15 protein-coding genes are annotated in these 17,220 nt (G+C 32.9%); 9 read left to right on the plus strand and 6 right to left on the minus strand.

Annotation, left to right across the window (positions count from 1 at the left end; translation table 11 throughout):
- Window positions 1–669 precede the first annotated feature (669 nt).
- Complete coding sequence (gcvP, locus tag Q361_RS04390) at window positions 670–3,513, plus strand: aminomethyl-transferring glycine dehydrogenase (protein WP_103725500.1); 2,844 nt, start codon at window positions 670–672, stop codon at window positions 3,511–3,513.
- A 63-nt stretch (window positions 3,514–3,576) separates the two neighbouring features.
- Here the strand turns inward: gcvP and Q361_RS04395 are convergent, their stop codons facing one another.
- The 4 genes from Q361_RS04395 to Q361_RS04410 all read right to left on the minus strand — a co-directional run bounded on the left by Q361_RS04395 (window position 3,577) and on the right by Q361_RS04410 (window position 6,232).
- Complete coding sequence (locus tag Q361_RS04395) at window positions 3,577–4,236, minus strand: response regulator transcription factor (RefSeq protein ID WP_103725501.1); 660 nt, start codon at window positions 4,234–4,236, stop codon at window positions 3,577–3,579.
- A 1-nt stretch (window position 4,237) separates the two neighbouring features.
- Entirely contained in the window at window positions 4,238–5,005 is a 768-nt protein-coding gene (locus Q361_RS04400; RefSeq protein ID WP_169929260.1) for a sensor histidine kinase, read from the minus strand.
- Window positions 4,998–5,357, minus strand: a complete 360-nt coding sequence (locus tag Q361_RS13635) for a hypothetical protein (protein ID WP_146046977.1) — start codon at window positions 5,355–5,357, stop codon at window positions 4,998–5,000. Before Q361_RS13635 ends, Q361_RS04400 begins: the two co-directional genes overlap by 8 nt.
- Window positions 5,358–5,638: 281 nt before the next feature.
- Complete coding sequence (locus Q361_RS04410) at window positions 5,639–6,232, minus strand: hypothetical protein (protein WP_103725504.1); 594 nt, start codon at window positions 6,230–6,232, stop codon at window positions 5,639–5,641.
- Between the two features lie 281 nt (window positions 6,233–6,513).
- On the opposite strand from Q361_RS04410, the gene Q361_RS04415 reads away from it, so the two are divergent.
- From Q361_RS04415 to Q361_RS04440, 6 genes are all read left to right on the plus strand, one after another.
- Complete coding sequence (locus Q361_RS04415; protein WP_103725505.1) at window positions 6,514–6,999, plus strand: hypothetical protein; 486 nt, start codon at window positions 6,514–6,516, stop codon at window positions 6,997–6,999.
- A gap of 211 nt (window positions 7,000–7,210) precedes the next feature.
- Window positions 7,211–7,768, plus strand: a complete 558-nt coding sequence (locus Q361_RS04420) for a TIGR02594 family protein (protein ID WP_103725506.1) — start codon at window positions 7,211–7,213, stop codon at window positions 7,766–7,768.
- 374 nt (window positions 7,769–8,142) lie between these two features.
- A complete protein-coding gene (locus tag Q361_RS04425; RefSeq protein WP_103725507.1) occupies window positions 8,143–8,523 on the plus strand; it encodes a group III truncated hemoglobin in 381 nt (126 codons plus the stop codon).
- Between the two features lie 260 nt (window positions 8,524–8,783).
- A complete protein-coding gene (locus Q361_RS04430) occupies window positions 8,784–9,842 on the plus strand; it encodes a 3-oxoacyl-ACP synthase III family protein (protein ID WP_103725508.1) in 1,059 nt (352 codons plus the stop codon).
- 97 nt (window positions 9,843–9,939) lie between these two features.
- Complete coding sequence (locus Q361_RS04435; RefSeq protein WP_103725509.1) at window positions 9,940–10,467, plus strand: class I SAM-dependent methyltransferase; 528 nt, start codon at window positions 9,940–9,942, stop codon at window positions 10,465–10,467.
- A gap of 26 nt (window positions 10,468–10,493) precedes the next feature.
- A complete protein-coding gene (locus Q361_RS04440) occupies window positions 10,494–11,342 on the plus strand; it encodes a glycosyltransferase (protein ID WP_103725510.1) in 849 nt (282 codons plus the stop codon).
- Between the two features lie 19 nt (window positions 11,343–11,361).
- On the opposite strand, the gene Q361_RS04445 is transcribed toward Q361_RS04440, so the two are convergent.
- Complete coding sequence (locus Q361_RS04445) at window positions 11,362–11,979, minus strand: hypothetical protein (protein ID WP_146046978.1); 618 nt, start codon at window positions 11,977–11,979, stop codon at window positions 11,362–11,364.
- A gap of 177 nt (window positions 11,980–12,156) precedes the next feature.
- Between Q361_RS04445 and Q361_RS04450 the strand changes: the two genes are divergently transcribed.
- Window positions 12,157–12,906, plus strand: a complete 750-nt coding sequence (locus Q361_RS04450; RefSeq protein WP_103725512.1) for an MlaE family ABC transporter permease — start codon at window positions 12,157–12,159, stop codon at window positions 12,904–12,906.
- Window positions 12,903–13,667 carry an ABC transporter ATP-binding protein gene (locus tag Q361_RS04455; RefSeq protein ID WP_103725513.1) on the plus strand — a complete coding sequence of 255 codons (765 nt, stop codon included), beginning with the start codon at window positions 12,903–12,905 and terminating at the stop codon, window positions 13,665–13,667. The genes Q361_RS04450 and Q361_RS04455 overlap by 4 nt, the downstream gene beginning before the upstream one ends.
- On the opposite strand, the gene Q361_RS04460 is transcribed toward Q361_RS04455, so the two are convergent.
- Entirely contained in the window at window positions 13,664–17,122 is a 3,459-nt protein-coding gene (locus Q361_RS04460; RefSeq protein WP_103725514.1) for a gliding motility-associated C-terminal domain-containing protein, read from the minus strand. The genes Q361_RS04455 and Q361_RS04460 overlap by 4 nt on opposite strands.
- Window positions 17,123–17,220: the final 98 nt, after the last annotated feature.

A 17,220-nucleotide genomic window follows, 5' to 3' on the forward strand; every position in this document is an offset into this window, starting at 1 on the left:
CTAAATCATTCATCTCAAAAGGAAGCATCAAAAGAATTACAAACAAAAAGCGTAAAACAAAATCTACGAGTAGCTGAAAACCCTTAATAGCAGAACTCTCCAAAGGTATATACACTGTTACACAACTTACTACAAACGAAAGCCATGTTATTTTCAAGACGCCATTTACTCTAATTTTCGGATACAAAAAAACCAACACAACCACACTAACCAGAAGAGAGAATGGTTTAAAAAGTAATTTATAACAAAAAAAAGGCAATATAAAAATGGCTATAGCTGTTATCGTAAAAATACTTTTAAGAAGTCGATTTTGATTTTTAATACCAAAAAACAAACGACTGTATTTCAAAAAATTATAACAAATTAAAGTGCCTAAAAAAAGAATCACCACATAATTACTATCTACAACAATAGAAAAATTATGATATGTAATTAATGCAAAAAATACCATTGCAAAACCTACATGTATAGAACTTTTTATATACAATTTAAAGAGAAAATCCATAAAGCAAATCTAACATATTATCAAATAAATATGATATATCTATGCCAAATACTCAAAAATAACCTGCTGTTTTAACCTAAAAATAGAATATTAATAATTACATTTGTTACCAAATTTTTTGAAACTAAACTACATAAACTAAACTTTTTAAGAAAGCATATCAAATGAATACACATCTTTTTTCTGCAAGACATATTGGTACACGAGAAGCCGATTTACAACACATGTTACAAACCATTGGCGCATCAACTTTAGACCAATTAATTTATGAAACTATTCCCGATGATATTAAATTAAAAAACAGTCTAGATCTTGAACCTGCTTTGTCTGAATATGAGTTTTTAAACCACATTCAAGAATTAGGAAACAAAAACAAAATATACAAAACCTATATTGGTTTAGGATACCATCCAACGATTGTTCCTGCAGTAATTCAAAGAAATATTTTTGAAAACCCAGGTTGGTATACTGCCTACACCCCTTACCAAGCAGAAATTGCTCAAGGTCGTTTGGAGGCTATTTTAAATTTTCAAACCATGGTTATTGAACTTACGGGTATGGAAATCGCCAATGCTTCTCTATTAGATGAAGGTACTGCTGCTGCAGAGGCAATGGCATTATTATTTGATGTTCGCTCTCGTGATAAGAAAAAAAACAATGCTGTTAAATTTTTTGTATCTGAAGACATTTTACCTCAAACACTTTCTGTACTACAAACACGTGCTACTCCAAAAGGAATAGAATTGGTGGTTGGAAATCATGAAACATTTGATTTTTCAGAAGATTATTTTGGGGCTATTTTACAATACCCTGCAAAATTTGGTCAAGTAAACGACTATTCGAGTTTTGTAGCAAAAGCTCATGAGAAAGAAATAAAAGTTGCGGTAGCTTCCGATATTTTATCGTTAGTAAAATTAACTCCGCCAGGAGAATTTGGTGCCGATGTTGTGGTAGGAACAACGCAACGTTTTGGTATTCCTATGGGATATGGTGGACCTCATGCCGCATTTTTTGCAACAAAAGAAGAGTATAAACGCTCTATGCCTGGAAGAATTATTGGTGTTACTATAGATGCTAATGGAAACCGTGCTTTAAGAATGGCACTTGGAACTCGTGAACAACATATAAAACGTGAAAAAGCCACTTCAAACATTTGTACAGCTCAAGTTTTATTGGCTGTTATGGCCGGAATGTATGCTGTTTATCATGGACCAAAAGGTTTGCAATACATTGCAAATAAAGTTCATGCCTCGGCGGTAACTTTAGCAGATGCTTTGAATAAATTGGGGGTTTACAATCTAAATAGTTCTTTCTTTGATACCATTTCTGTAAAAACAGATGCTTTAAAAGTAAAAGCAATTGCCGAAAAACACGAAGTAAATTTCTATTATATTGATAACGAAACTATTTCAATTTCTGTAAACGAAACAACTTCGATTTCAGATTTAAATCAAATTATTTCGATTTTTGCGGAAGCAACAGGAAAAGAGAATGTGGCAATTAGTCAATTAGCCAACGATTCAATGGTTCCTGAAAGTTTACTTAGAAAATCTACATTCTTAACGCATGAAGTGTTTAATAGTCATCATTCTGAAAGCCAGTTGATGCGCTACATCAAAAAACTAGAACGCAAAGATTTATCGCTAAATCATTCGATGATTTCTTTAGGTTCTTGTACCATGAAACTCAATGCAGCTGCCGAAATGCTTCCTTTATCTATGCCAAACTGGAATAGCATTCATCCTTTTGCACCACTAGAGCAAGCCGAAGGTTATCAAATTATGCTTAAAAAATTAGAGCATCAACTCAACATAATTACAGGTTGTCAAGGCACAACTTTGCAACCCAATTCGGGTGCACAAGGCGAATATGCTGGTTTAATGACCATACGTGCTTATCATAATTCTCGTGGAGATCATCATAGAAACGTATGTCTTATACCTGCTTCGGCACACGGTACCAATCCTGCTTCAGCGGCGATGGCAGGTATGCAAATTATTGTAACAAAAACTACCGCCGAAGGCAATATAGATGTAGCCGATTTAAAAGAAAAAGCTTTGGCAAACAAAGACAACTTGTCTTGCCTTATGGTTACCTACCCTTCTACACACGGAGTATTTGAAAGCGCTATTCGCGAAATAACTCAAATCATTCACGACAATGGAGGTTTGGTTTATATGGATGGAGCCAATATGAATGCGCAAGTTGGTTTAACAAACCCTGCCACTATTGGCGCAGATGTTTGCCATTTAAATTTACACAAAACATTTGCCATACCGCATGGTGGTGGTGGACCTGGAGTAGGCCCAATTTGTGTTAATGAAAAATTAGTGCCTTTTTTACCAACAAACCCTATTATAACTACAGGAGGAGACAAAGCCATTACAGCTATTTCATCTGCACCTTATGGCTCTGCATTGGTATGTTTAATTTCGTATGCATATATTACCATGATGGGCGCCGAAGGCCTTACCAACGCTACCAAATATGCCATACTAAACGCCAACTATATGAAAGCACGTTTAGAAAACCACTACCCTATTTTGTATACGGGTGAATGTGGAAGAGCGGCACACGAAATGATTTTGGATTGTAGAGCGTTTAAACAAAAAGGTATTGAAGTTACTGATATTGCAAAACGATTGATGGATTATGGTTTTCATGCACCAACCGTGTCTTTCCCTGTAGCAGGCACTTTAATGATTGAACCTACAGAAAGTGAAGATTTGGCCGAACTTGACCGTTTTTGTGATGCATTAATTTCGGTAAGAAAAGAAATTGAAGCAACAAGCCAAGAAGATACCAACAACATCTTGCATAATGCTCCTCATACACTTGCTATGATAACGAGTGATACGTGGGATTTTCCTTATTCTAGAACACAAGCAGCGTATCCTTTAGAATACATAAAAGAGAATAAGTTTTGGCCAAGTGTACGTCGTGTAGACGATGCTTATGGCGATAGAAACTTAGTATGTAGTTGTGCTCCTATCGAGGCATATATGTAATATTGTACAACCGTATTAAAAAGTTAAGGTTTCAAATTAATTTTGAAACCTTAGCTTTTTCTTTTACAAAAATGGCTTTGTTAATTTGTGCTTAAAAGAAAACAAAACCAACCCTACTTTTGATTTGATATTGTATTTCTCAAAAATTGACGTCCTGTACACATCAATTGATTTGACCGAAACGCCTATAATTTCTGCCATTTGTTCATAGGTATATTCTTTTTCGTCGCAAACTAGCTCCAAAAACTTAAATTCTCTTTCAGATAAATTAATTTCTTTTTTATCATTATCTTTTGTTGTTTCGTCGTAATTTCTAATTCGCTTTAATATTTCGGCAACATTGTTATACCCTATTTTCACTATATTATCTATAGCAAATTTCAAATCGTGAGCGGTACAATTTTTATGCAAAAAACCTCGTGCGCCATAATGGTAAGCTTGATTGATAATTTGTTCGTCTAAATGCTGGGTAAGCAATAAAACTTTATACTCTTCTTCTCTTTTTTCAAGCTCTTGCAACACTTGTATACCATTCATTTTTGGCATAGAATAATCTAGTATGTAAATATCTACTGGTTTTTTTGGTGGTAGTGACTCCATAAACAACTGTCCGCTTTCAAATTCTTCTAGAACTTCATAGTTACCTAGTTTTTCTAGTAATTCTTTTAATCCTTGACGAACAATTTTGTGGTCGTCTACAATACAAACTGTAGTTTTACTCATGCTATTTTTGTGTTAATTCAACAGTGGTTCCTTTACCTATTGCTGATAGTATTTGAATTTGAAAACCAATAATCGCTGCTCTCGACATCATATTTTGCAAGCCATTGCTTTTTGATGTATTCAATTCATTTTCTACTGTAAACCCTGTTCCGTTGTCTTGAATTTTTAATAAAAATTTCGATTGATTTTCTACATAAACAAGCACATTTGTTGCTTGGGCATGTTTAAAAACATTATTAATTGCTTCTTGAAAAACTCTATAGATTACTATTTTTTCGTGGGTAGAAAAAGATATATTTTTAGATAAATTGTTTTGAAATTGAATGTGAACATTTTTGTATTGATTGATTCTATTGGTTTCAATTTCAATGGCTTTTATCAAATCTTGTTGCGATAGTATTTGATTATTAAGCGAATGGCTCAACTGCCTAATACTTGTAGACAACTGCAAAACAGAGCTAGAAACCAAATTGATATTATTTTCCAAATTTGGATAATCTAGCTTTAAATGCTCCAACTGAAAATTAATATACGTGAGTTGTTGCCCAGCATCATCGTGTAATTCTTGCGACAAATGCTGGAATGTTTGCTCTTGGGTTTCGAGCATCATTTGATTGAGTTGTACCTGATGATCTATCTCTTTTTGATAAATAATTTGATTGTATTTTTTTATTTTTTGAATGTAAAGTTTAATCAATACGGCACAAAAAAGTGCTACCAATAAAATTAATAATACACTTATTAGTACACCAAAGGCAATATCACGCATGTTGTTTCCTTTCTTTAAAAATATAAACATTAAGTAAAGTATAGTATATAATATTTACAATTACGGCAATAAACGTGTACAAATCTATGTTGTTGTAAACAATAATATTTCGCATATCTGAATCTCTAAAGGCATATATAAACGTTAATCCTATAAAAAATACAACAGGTGTAGTTTGTAAAAGGTATTGATTGGTTGTAAAATAATTGAGGTTTTCATTTTTTAAATGATAAAAACTCAATACAATAAATGAAACAATATAAAACAAAGCACCTACAACAAAGGTGTAATAATTTAGGCTTTGCTTTTCGATAAAAAATAAATTTGTAAGTGCAAATACAACAAAGGCCACTAAAACATAGTGTAAAAAAGAAAATTTTCTATTAAACGTAAACAATATATAAATCCAAAAAAAATGGTGTAGCATAAAATTTATGTTATATATAGTAGTGAAACTTTTGTTTGAATAAATACACATTAGGGTTGAAATATCTGTTAAAAAATTTATCAAGCAGATAATGACCACCCAAACTATTTTTTTGGTCTTTTTTAAATAAAAAAAACAACTAATTACAAAGGTTATCCAAACTAAATAGGATAGTGGATTAATGTTATTAAAAAAATCTATTGCCATTAAAAAGGTTTACCTACTCCTTTTGTAGGATTATATATTACGTCATAAACTAATTTGGCAGGTGTAACAATAGCAACATCTAAACCTTGATTAGTTTGAAAATTATGAAATTCTAAAAGTAAATCATAAGAATTGTTATTTATAGTAATCAAACTTTTTAAAAAAGGAATTGATAGTAAATAACTCCCCTCAGAAAACAAATCTTGCTCTACAGATTTTATCACTTCTTTTATTTCTAGTATACTATAACTTTTGTTTGTACTGTTAAACACCATATAATGAGAATAATTTTTATTCTCGATTTCTGTTTTCAATTCATTACAATGTATTTCAAAAATCATGCTGTTAGCATCAAAAACAGAAGTATCAACACGTATAGAATGAACTTTTTCAATATATCGATACGATTTATCATAATCAATATCGTCTTTAAATTCATCAAAAAAAAGTAATTTTTCAAAATTTGACAACAGTGAAATATTTACTTCTATATCTTCATACTTGTTGTGGATAAGCAAATTTTTAAATTTATACAAATTGTGATGCATACATTTTAAAACAACAACTTCATCTGGATCATAATTACTAAACATGTTTTCAAAATTTTAAAAGTAAATAACAACGCCAAATTTTGTAATAAAAACCATTTGCATAACTAGGTAAAACCCTAATTGGTTTTGCTTTTTTTCCTATAGGTTAAAAATAAACAAAAAACCAAGCCATAACACATAAGTACTTTGTTTTTTGGCAATTAGGTAAAATACCCTATAGTGTTAGGGTTTTTCCTAATAGTTTATCATATCATGCCTTTAGCTTTGTTCTAGAAATGTAAACACATGAGCTTAACATTACTAACACTATAATATTAAATACCATGGCTATTACCAATTTAAACAACAATCATTTAACCCCAGCACAAGTATTGAGTGCCAAAGACGCTTTAACAGCTTTGGAAACTGCATTAACAATCATAAATATAAATCTCTCGGCAGAAGACCGCCAACGATATGGCAGTATTAACGAGCAAAACAAACTATTGGTAAACAAAGTAATGGATTACCATAACAACCAACCCAATTTGCAAACCCCTCATATAGATTGGGTAGAATACAACAATGATTATACAAGCCGAAATAACCTAGAAAGTATGATTGCTCGACTAGAGAGCCTAACTACCCGACTTAAAAATGCTAAAATTTTGCACGATTATGATAACTACCAAGCGGCATTGGCAGACTATGCTTATACTACTTTTATGGCGGGCACAGGCACAGTAGGCTATGAAACCAAAATGAACGATTTAAAGCAATTTTTTGGAAGAACCAGTTCGGCAAGCCAAAACACACCAACAGAGAACTAAAAAATATGTTTTTTACGGTTTAACAATGCCTATTTTGGGTTACAAACAAAAAAATTAAGGTTACAAAGTCCAATTTTTAGGTCTACAACCCCATTTTTTACCCAAAAACCCGCAAAAATGCAGTAAAAAACCCCAAGTGAATAGTTTAAAACCTAAAACTTTAATTTTTTAACCCTAAAACATATTTGTTAAATCTAAAAAACATAAAAACATGAGTAAAGAAAACCTTGAAAAAAACTACAGTTGGCTTAAAACAGCAACAGTAACCAAAATGATAGAAGAAGCCCTACGCTATTATGGTATAAAAGAGAGTTATGGCAAAGCAAACAACCCTACTATTATGGCGTGGGCAAAAAGCCTAGGGCAAGAAGTAAAACAAATATATGTAGCCGATAGCATACCATGGTGCGGTTTATTTATGGGTATAGTAGCCAAAAACGCAGGCAAAGAAGTAGTAAAATCGCCCCTATGGGCACTCAATTGGGGTAACTTTGGTAGTTATACCGCTACACCTATGTTTGGCGATGTACTCACCTTTGTACGAATTACCGAAAACGGAACCAAAGCAGGGCATGTAGGTTTGTATATTGGTGAAGATGTAGATTGTTATCATGTTTTGGGCGGTAATCAAAGCGACAAAGTATGTATAACAAGAATACAAAAAAGCAGACTCTATGTAGCCCGAAGACCTCAATACAACAACCAACCTAGTTGTGTAAAAAAAGTAAAATTGCCAGCAAATGGTAATATCTCGCAAAATGAAAGCTAATACTTAACAGCAACAATGATGAAAAAAATAATTAAAATAAAAACACTCTAGTTACCCAATAGCGCGGACTTGCAATCCGTATTACATAAACAAAAAATAAAAGCCCTGTAAACGCCGTACTTCTTTTACTAGTATACAAAATCAATCTATAAATTTAAAAATTTTACAGCCACGGATTGCAAATCCGCACTATTGGACACTACTTTTTAAATATGAAAATTTACTAAAAATAGATAGTCTAAGTTAGTTCGTTTTTATTCATTTTCTATCCCAAATACAGTGTTGTGTATTTGGGATTTTTATTTTACAAAAATGATATATATCAACGTATTGAAACGGGAATCGTGTAACTTTGTGCTTTATTTTTAAAAAATATGCAAGACATACAAACACAAGAAGACATCTATAAAGTTGTAGATGAATTTTACAAAAAACTATTTGCCGATGAGCGCATTAGTTACATATTTACAGACGTAATTCCTGTAGATCAAAAACTAGAAGAACATTTGCAAATGCTTGTAAAATTTTGGTCGCAAGCCATATTGGGTACAGGAGGTTATTTTAATAATATGACACAAATACATTTGGATGTGCACAACAAATCGGCACTATCAAAAGAGTTGTTTACTATATGGTTAGAACATTTTGAAGCCGCTATAAATGAAAACTTTGAAGGCTTTAATGGCGAACGTATGAAAAACATGGCACACAATTTATCTACAATTATGCAAATTAAAATAGCTCAAAACAAGTAAATAATTAGTAATCTAAAAATTTTACTCGTGTTTTAATTTTAATTTAATAAAAATTACTCTTTTTTAAGTAATACCGAATACAAAACAGTATTAATATTGTAACTTAGCTCTATAGTAAGCATTTATGAAAGGATTAATTATACAAAGTATAACTAGAAATGAGTAGTTCAAATTTTTTGGTAAACTATACTTTTCTAGCAAAATTACTACCGATAAAAACTACCAATCATATACTGTTTAAAAAATAGATTTTAGATACTATGAATATTAAAATTACAGGATCAGGAAGTTATATTCCTACCCAAACAGTGACCAACTTAGATTTTGCTAAGCATGAATTCCTTAACGAAGATGGCTCTCCATTTCCATACCCAAACGAGGTGGTTGCAGAAAAGTTTTTAGAAATTACCGGAATTCAAGAACGCCGCTACGTTACCGATAATTTATTAGCATCAGATATTGCATCGATTGCGGCTAAAAAAGCAATAGAAGATGCCAAGATAGATCCAGAAACACTCGATTATATCATATTTGCACACAACTTTGGAAATGTAAAACAAGGCGCTATACAAACCGATATTTTGCCAAGTCTTGCTAGTCGAGTAAAACACGATTTAAAAATAAAAAACCCAAAATGCGTAGCCTACGATATTCTTTTTGGTTGCCCAGGTTGGGTAGAAGGCGTTATACAAGCTCAAGCCTACATTAAAGCAGGTATGGCAAAAAAATGCTTGGTAATTGGTGCCGAAACACTATCGAGGGTAGTCGATATTCACGATAGAGATAGTATGATTTATTCTGATGGTGCTGGCGCAACAATTATTGAAGCTACAGATGAAGAAGGTGGCATATTATCGCACGAGTCGGCTACTTTTGCACACGATGAAGCCTATTATTTATACTTTGGAAATTCATTTAATACTTCTCACGATCCAGATGTGCGCTATATAAAAATGTATGGTAGAAAAATTTATGAATTTGCACTAAGCAATGTTCCAAAAGCCATGAAAGAATGCTTAGATAAAAGCGGTATAGATATCTCGGAAGTAAAAAAAGTACTTATTCATCAAGCCAACGAAAAAATGGATGAAGCTATTATTCATCGTTTTTTTAAACAATACAAACAAACACCACCCGAGGGCATAATGCCTATGAGTATACACGAATTGGGCAATTCTAGTGTGGCTACTGTTCCTACGCTGTATGATTTATTGGTAAAAGGCAAAATAGAAAATCAACAACTCCACAAAGGTGACGTTGTTATTTTTGCTTCTGTAGGCGCTGGTATGAATATTAATGCTTTTGTATACAAAATGTAATTTTTGTTTCAGGTTTCAGGTTTTAAGTTCCATGTAAAATCACTATTTTTACCAACTGTTTTCAACTTGAAACATTAAACTTGAAACAATTTCTATAATGTACGAAAAAACTTTTCCAAATAAACGCTTTAAGCACACATTAGAATTTTTACAAAAGCACGTAACAACTTCAGAAACTATACTTGATTTGGGCGTTTCAAATCCGTTTTCAAAAATAATGGAAGAAAACGGGTATAAAGTTATCAATACAAAAGGCGAAGATCTCGACAACAACCAAACTGCTTTGCAAACCGAAGAATATTCGGTTTTTACTGCCTTTGAAATATTTGAACATTTACTCAACCCTTACACGGTTTTGCAAAATGTAAAAGCCGATAAAATTTTAATTTCGATACCCTTACGCTTGTGGTTTTCTCCTGCATATAGAAGTAAAACCGACATGTGGGACAGACATTATCATGAATTTGAAGACTGGCAACTCGATTGGCTTTTGGAAAAAACAGGATATAAAATTATAGATCGATTAAAGTTTACACATCCTGTAAAAAAACTAGGTTTTAGACCCTTACTACGCTATTTTACACCAAGATATTATATGGTTTATGCCGTTCGAGAAAATAGATAATAGAATAAAGAAAAAGACTTTATCTAATGAACTATTACGTTATTATTCCTACATACAACGAAGAAAAATTTATTGCTCTAACGCTTCAATCGTTGGTAGAACAAACCGTTTTGCCTACAAAAATTGTTGTGGTGAATGATAATTCTACCGATAGAACTCCAGAAATTGTTTCTGAGTTTGTTTCGAATTATTCATTTATTTCATTAATAAACAAAACATCAAATGCGATTCATTTACCCGGAAGCAAAGTAATTCAAGCCTTTCATGAAGGCGAAAAAAACATTGATGACAACTATGATATTATTGTAAAAGTAGATGCCGATTTGATATTTCCTAATCATTATTTTGAAACCATCATCAACCATTTCAAAATGGATAACCAAATTGGTATGGTTGGCGGATTTTGCTATATTGAAAAAGAAGGTAAATGGGTTTTGGAAAATTTAACCGATAAAGACCATATTCGTGGTGCATTAAAAGCGTACAGAAAAGAAACGTTTAAGCAAATTGGAGGTTTGAAACCAAATATGGGTTGGGATACTGTTGATGAATTACTCTGTAAATATTATAATTGGAAGGTTGTTACCGATGAAAGTTTGCACGTAAAACACCTCAAACCAACAGGCGCAAGCTACAACCAAACTGCTAGATTTAAACAAGGAGAGGCTTTTTACACGTTGGGATATGGATTTTTTATCACAGCTATTGCTTCTTTAAAACTTGCTATGCGTAAAGGCAAACCATTGTTGTTTTTAGATTACATAAAAGGTTTTTGGAAAGCAAAATCATCTAAAAAACCACTTTTAGTTACAGAAGAACAAGCAAAATTTATTAGAGCTTACCGCTGGAAAAAAATAAAAGAGAAGTTGTTTTAAAACTAAAGTTTATAACTATTTAGTAGTTTGATGTTTTTTCTAAAGATTTTTCTAATCGCTTGTAACAACCCAGTAACAACATATCGCTAGAAGTGGTAAAATTCACATCAGAAGTCGTTCCTTTGGATATTGTGCTGGTTCCTGTTGCCGATTTTGTATAAATTTTTTGTAGCGTATTTAAGTCGTAGATCTCTAGCGTTAAAGTTGCACTATTTTCTTTTTGTTTGTAATAATTGGAAGTTCCGTCAATATCTATAGTGCCTGCTTGGTTTTGTTGTTTGTTTGAATATAAGTTTACTACATAATCAAATTGTGATGCTCCTTTTTTGATGGTTTTTAATGTTTCTAAATCTAAAACAGAAGAAATAGTATTGGGTATCAAAACCGTTTTATCTGTGTGAATATAACTGTATCTGTCTGCTATTTTTGAGGTTAAAAAAGCATCTAGTTTCTGTTGCAATTTTATATCTAAGCTACTTTTGGTGTGCACCTCATTAAGTAACCATTTGCCTTTTGTAAAATCTACACCTACACTAGGCCCGTTAGAAAGCAGTGAATAGTGTGGAAAACTACAGCCCTGTAGTACTTCCATGACAATAAAGAGCAAAAGAATAGGTGTTTGACCAGTTATTTTCATTAAAATACATTTTACAATTATGAATGCGTTAGGGATAGTAGCGACATCCTTTTGTGTAGAGAAGCGAAACAAAAGATACAGCGAATAGCCCGACCTGTTAGGGTAACGCCAAAAATATAAATAATTATTGCAAAATAACTCATAACTTCTTTCTATTTTTGCCCATATTTTATTGCTATGATGTTGGTGCGCTATTTATCGCAAATTGGAAAATACTTTATTATGTTGGCCGAAATTTTTAAAAAGCCAACCAAATGGTCTGTTATGCGCGGACTTGTTTTTAAGGAAATTGATGATTTGATTATTGACTCATTGGGTATTGTTTCTTTTATCTCATTTTTTGTGGGTGGTGTAGTTTCTATACAAACAGCGCTGAATCTTACCAATCCGTTAATTCCAAAATATTTAATTGGTTTTGCTACACGCCAATCGGTTGTGTTGGAATTTGCGCCAACTTTTATTTCTATTATCATGGCCGGAAAAATGGGTTCGTTTATTACTTCTAGTATTGGCACGATGCGGGTTACAGAACAAATAGATGCACTAGAGGTTATGGGTGTAAATTCGCTTAATTATTTAGTGTTTCCAAAGCTTATTGCATTGCTTCTTTTTCCTTTTGTGATAGGCATTGCTATGTTTTTAGGTATTTTGGGCGGTTGGCTCGGTGGGGTTTACGGCGGATTTTTGAGTAGTTCGGAATTTATACAAGGACTTCAGTCGGAATTTGTACCTTTTCATATTGTTTATGCTTTTATTAAAACTGTAATTTTTGCTTTAATTTTGGCTACAATACCTTCTTTTCATGGCTATTACATGAAAGGTGGCGCACTCGAAGTAGGTAAAGCGAGTACTGTATCGTTTGTGTGGACTTCGGTTATTATTATATTGGCTAATTATATTTTAACGCAACTCCTTTTAGCATCATGATAGAAGTAAAAAATGTAAAAAAATCTTTTAATGGTGTAGAAGTTCTTAAAGGTATATCTACCACTTTTGAAACAGGAAAAACAAACCTAATTATAGGGCAGAGCGGTTCTGGCAAAACGGTTTTATTGAAATCGTTACTAGGTATTCATACACCCGACTCGGGTACAATTTCTTTTGATGGAAGAATTTATTCGGAGCTTACCGACGACGAACGTAGAGATTTACGTACAGAAATAGGTATGGTGTTTCAGGGTAGCGCCCTTTTTGACAGCATGACTGTAGAAGAAAATGTTGCTTTTCCGTTGAAAATGTTTACCAACAAAACAATTGCCGAAATTAAAGAAAGAGTAGATTTTGTAATAGACAGGGTTCATTTAGAAAATGCCCATACAAAAAAACCATCAGAAATATCGGGCGGAATGCAAAAGCGTGTTGCTATTGCTCGTGCTATAGTAAATAACCCAAAATACTTATTTTGTGATGAGCCTAACTCGGGCTTAGATCCAAAAACTTCGATTGTAATAGACAATCTTATTCAAGAAATTACCGAAGAATATAATATTACTACTGTAATAAACACACACGATATGAACTCTGTAATGGAGATAGGCGAAAAAATTGTTTTTCTTAAACAAGGTGTGCTTGCGTGGGAAGGAAGTAAAAGAGAAATATTCAAAACCGATAACGCTGCGGTTACCGATTTTGTATATTCGTCTAATTTATTTAAAAAAATTCGCGAAGCGCAAAACAAAGAGGTTTAGTCTTCCCTATTTACATACACCCAACCTGTCTTGGCTTCTTTATTGTCTGCAAACTCCAAATAATAATAATAAGTCCCCGCAGGCAATAATCTGTCTTTAAAATCTTGACCGTGCCATTCGTTTAAATAGCCTTCTTTTTCATACACAGTTACCCCATAACGGCTGTATATTTTGATGTATTTTACATTAAATCCTATAAGGTTAAACGTATCATTTTTGCCATCTTCATTTGGCGAAATACCCAAAGGAATTTGACAATGCGTAGCAACTACATCAACAGTTTTTGTAGTAGTACAACCCTGATTATTCGTTATTGTTAGTGTATAAACGCCTACTTCTTTTTTCGTAATATCTACGGGATTTAATGTACTGCTAAAACCGCTAGGGCCTGTCCAACTGTAATTTACATCCGCTGGATTGTATGAGTTATTTACAGGAAATGCTTGCAATAAATAAACATTTTCTTGACACCCTTGTTCTACAACACATTGCGGCACAGTATATACCGAAACATTTACAGAAACACTTGGAGAAACACACCCTTGCTTGTCTAAATACAATGTATAAACTCCTTGATTTAAAATACTTACATTATCAATATTAATATTTTGAAGACTGGAAGTAAATCCATTAGGCCCTTGCCAATGATAGGTTACATTAGGCAAATAAGAAGTTGTTAAGTTCAAAACATCTCCTTCGCACAAATTTAGATTGCCTAAAATTGTAGGAGTATTAGGTATCGATTTTATAGTAATGGTAATTATAGAATAATCAAAAGTGCTGCAAACACCTGCTACAGTATATTTGAATTGATAAGTACCAGGCAATACATTGTTTGAATCCCAAACTGAACCCGAAAGCATGCCACTAGTTGTAAGTTCTTGCCATGTACCTCCAGCAGTATAGTTACCCACTATAAGCGAAGGCAAATTTATAAATCCTTGATTCCCACAATAACTTACTGTTGCATCTGCGCCTGCATTTGGCAAAGGATTATCTATATTAATAGTGTAAGACAATGTTGTATTTAAACAAGAGGATACATTAGTAGGATAAATGACCTCAACATGATAATCTCCATTATCTGTTGTAGAATTAAAAGAATTAAAGTTTACTACATTGCTCGTACTTAAAATTGTTGTATTATTTGTACCCTTCCACCACTTGTAAGTTAAAAAAGGATAATTGGGTACAGATAGTGAAGCTGGCTGTCCATTACAAAAACCGTTTGGAGTAATTACCATAGGATCGGTAGTTACAATTTCATACAGGCTATTAAGAACATTCCCACATCCATCTATTATTTGAAAGTTGTAAATACCAGCAGTAAGACCAGAAAAAACATTCGAAGTTCCATTATCTACTACAAATGGTTGTCCGTTTTGCTGCGTAATTTTATAAGTCAATGTAGGCATTCCTGTAGCATTTACATAAACTTCTAAATTCGAACCACATGAAACAGAAGTAATACTATTGATTTTTGGTTGATTATCAAAAATGAATTCTTTTATAACCTTATAACAAAATGGAGCTGTATTATTTAACCCATAAGTTGCTTGAGATTTTACTATTCTAAAAGATCCTGAAAATTGTAAATTAAGGTTTAAAAAATTATTGGTTATGGCTAACGAATTTGTATTAGTGGGCGTACTACCTGCTATATAGACGACTCCTGTTGTTGGATGACCCCATGTGTTTGAATTAGGATAATATTTTTGTAACCAAAATGTATTTAAAGAGCTTGTATTGGTACTCGTATGTTGCAAATTTAAATCAAATGAACCGCAATGAGGAATAACATTTATTACCGTATTTTCTTGATAACCTGCTATATTTACGGTAGTTGTAGACAAGGTATTGCACGCATTATAACTTGTAAACACATAAGTACCTATAGGCAAATTGTTTAAAGTAAATACACTATTTGAACCATTGCTAATTAATGCACTCGAAAAATCGAAAGGAACCACACCTGTATAGGCACTAGGAGCTGATATTAATTGAAGCGAAACCATAGCTCCCGAAATCTTTAAGGTATCAAAACCTATGTCGCAACTACCCAATATAGAAACAGTAGGAGATACAGTCATGGCTGTAATAGTAACAACCAAAGTTGAACTAATGCCACAAGTATTTACCAACGAAAATTGATAGGTTCCGATAGGTAAGTTTTGAATCGATAACAAATTACCCGAATTAATTACTGAAGTATAATTAAGTGGCAAACTACCTCCCGTAAAAGTAGCTGGTGCATTCACGAGTACCGCCTCACTGACATTGTAAATAATCACAGAACCTGTGGCACAAGTTCTATTGTACAATATATGATAAGGCTGATTATTATCTTGCGCTTCTATAGTAATACTTACCGATTCTTGATTGCCACAAACATCTGTAACTTGAAAAACATAAACCCCTGCCGATAAAGGTGCCGAAGTAAACGAATTGGAACTTATTTGTGGTGTTAAATTTTGCGGTAAGGGATTAGGATAAGTAGAAGGGGCAGATGTTAATTGTAATGCAGAAATACTGTTAAAGATTATTTTTTTATGTGTACAATCAACGGGGCTTAACGAATGGGTTGCGCTAAAATTCAATACAAATGTTCCGCTAATACTGTATGATGCTCCGCAACCGTCTACAACAGTGTATTGATAGCTATAGGTTTGGGCTAGTGTATACGGAATTGAAAACCCGTAAAAAGTATCATTTGTCAAAGTTTGCGAAAAAGTGGTTGTTACACCTGCATTGGTTGTTACTGTAGCGGTAATTTGTAAAGGGTATTTAATAACCCCAATAGTAGGGTTTACAAATGAGATATTTACACCTAATAAAGCCTGATTACAGCCACTCAATTGCGGACTACTTGCAGATAATTGTAATGTAGGGTCTAGATTTACCAAAGTAAATGTCTTTACAACTCCTTCTCCGCAAGAATTATACACTCGTATTTGGTACATACCCACAGGCAAATTGGAAAATATGTTCGACGATTGTAAAGGGCGAATTACTGGCCCTGCAAAAATTTCGTAAGAAACTGCCGTACCACTCGTTGTTGTTATTATTATTTTCCCATCATTTCCGCAAATAACTCTTTCAGAACTAACTTGATAATCTAAAATTTGTATTTGATTTTGTATTACTACATCTTGTTGCTTTGAAGCTGCATTACCACCCAAAGATTGGGTAGCAATTACTCTATAGTTTCCAGCTGTTAAACCTCCATAATTATTCGCAGAAGTTATAGCTATAGGAGTGGTTGTGTTGGGCAACAAATAAATAGCATAAACAATTGTAGACCCTGCTTGTAAATTTGTTGTAACAAAGCTTAAACTTCCGTTGGCAGTACAAGTTTCATGAGTTGGAGTTACATTAAAAGTGAAATTGTTAAGCTGCGCAAACAAAAATTGACTAATAAATAGGGCGAATACTAAATAAATTTTAAAGGCTCTCATATAACAAAAATTAAACTGCAACTAAAATAGTAATTTTTATAGTATTTAACTTCACAAAATGAGTAAAGATATGTTTTGAATGAGAATTTGAGTAATAG

The organism is Flavobacterium croceum DSM 17960 (assembly GCF_002917885.1).
GTDB lineage: Bacteria > Bacteroidota > Bacteroidia > Flavobacteriales > Flavobacteriaceae > Flavobacterium > Flavobacterium croceum.

Coding starts and splice junctions, on each gene's coding strand:
- gcvP (WP_103725500.1), top strand. CDS start 670: ATGAATACACATCTTTTTTCTGCAAGACATATTGGTACACGAGAAGCC.
- Q361_RS04395 (WP_103725501.1), bottom strand. CDS start 4,236: ATGAGTAAAACTACAGTTTGTATTGTAGACGACCACAAAATTGTTCGT.
- Q361_RS04400 (WP_169929260.1), bottom strand. CDS start 5,005: ATGCGTGATATTGCCTTTGGTGTACTAATAAGTGTATTATTAATTTTA.
- Q361_RS04410 (WP_103725504.1), bottom strand. CDS start 6,232: ATGTTTAGTAATTATGATCCAGATGAAGTTGTTGTTTTAAAATGTATG.
- Q361_RS04415 (WP_103725505.1), top strand. CDS start 6,514: ATGGCTATTACCAATTTAAACAACAATCATTTAACCCCAGCACAAGTA.
- Q361_RS04420 (WP_103725506.1), top strand. CDS start 7,211: ATGAGTAAAGAAAACCTTGAAAAAAACTACAGTTGGCTTAAAACAGCA.
- Q361_RS04425 (WP_103725507.1), top strand. CDS start 8,143: ATGCAAGACATACAAACACAAGAAGACATCTATAAAGTTGTAGATGAA.
- Q361_RS04430 (WP_103725508.1), top strand. CDS start 8,784: ATGAATATTAAAATTACAGGATCAGGAAGTTATATTCCTACCCAAACA.
- Q361_RS04435 (WP_103725509.1), top strand. CDS start 9,940: ATGTACGAAAAAACTTTTCCAAATAAACGCTTTAAGCACACATTAGAA.
- Q361_RS04440 (WP_103725510.1), top strand. CDS start 10,494: ATGAACTATTACGTTATTATTCCTACATACAACGAAGAAAAATTTATT.
- Q361_RS04445 (WP_146046978.1), bottom strand. CDS start 11,979: ATGAAAATAACTGGTCAAACACCTATTCTTTTGCTCTTTATTGTCATG.
- Q361_RS04450 (WP_103725512.1), top strand. CDS start 12,157: ATGATGTTGGTGCGCTATTTATCGCAAATTGGAAAATACTTTATTATG.
- Q361_RS04455 (WP_103725513.1), top strand. CDS start 12,903: ATGATAGAAGTAAAAAATGTAAAAAAATCTTTTAATGGTGTAGAAGTT.
- Q361_RS04460 (WP_103725514.1), bottom strand. CDS start 17,122: ATGAGAGCCTTTAAAATTTATTTAGTATTCGCCCTATTTATTAGTCAA.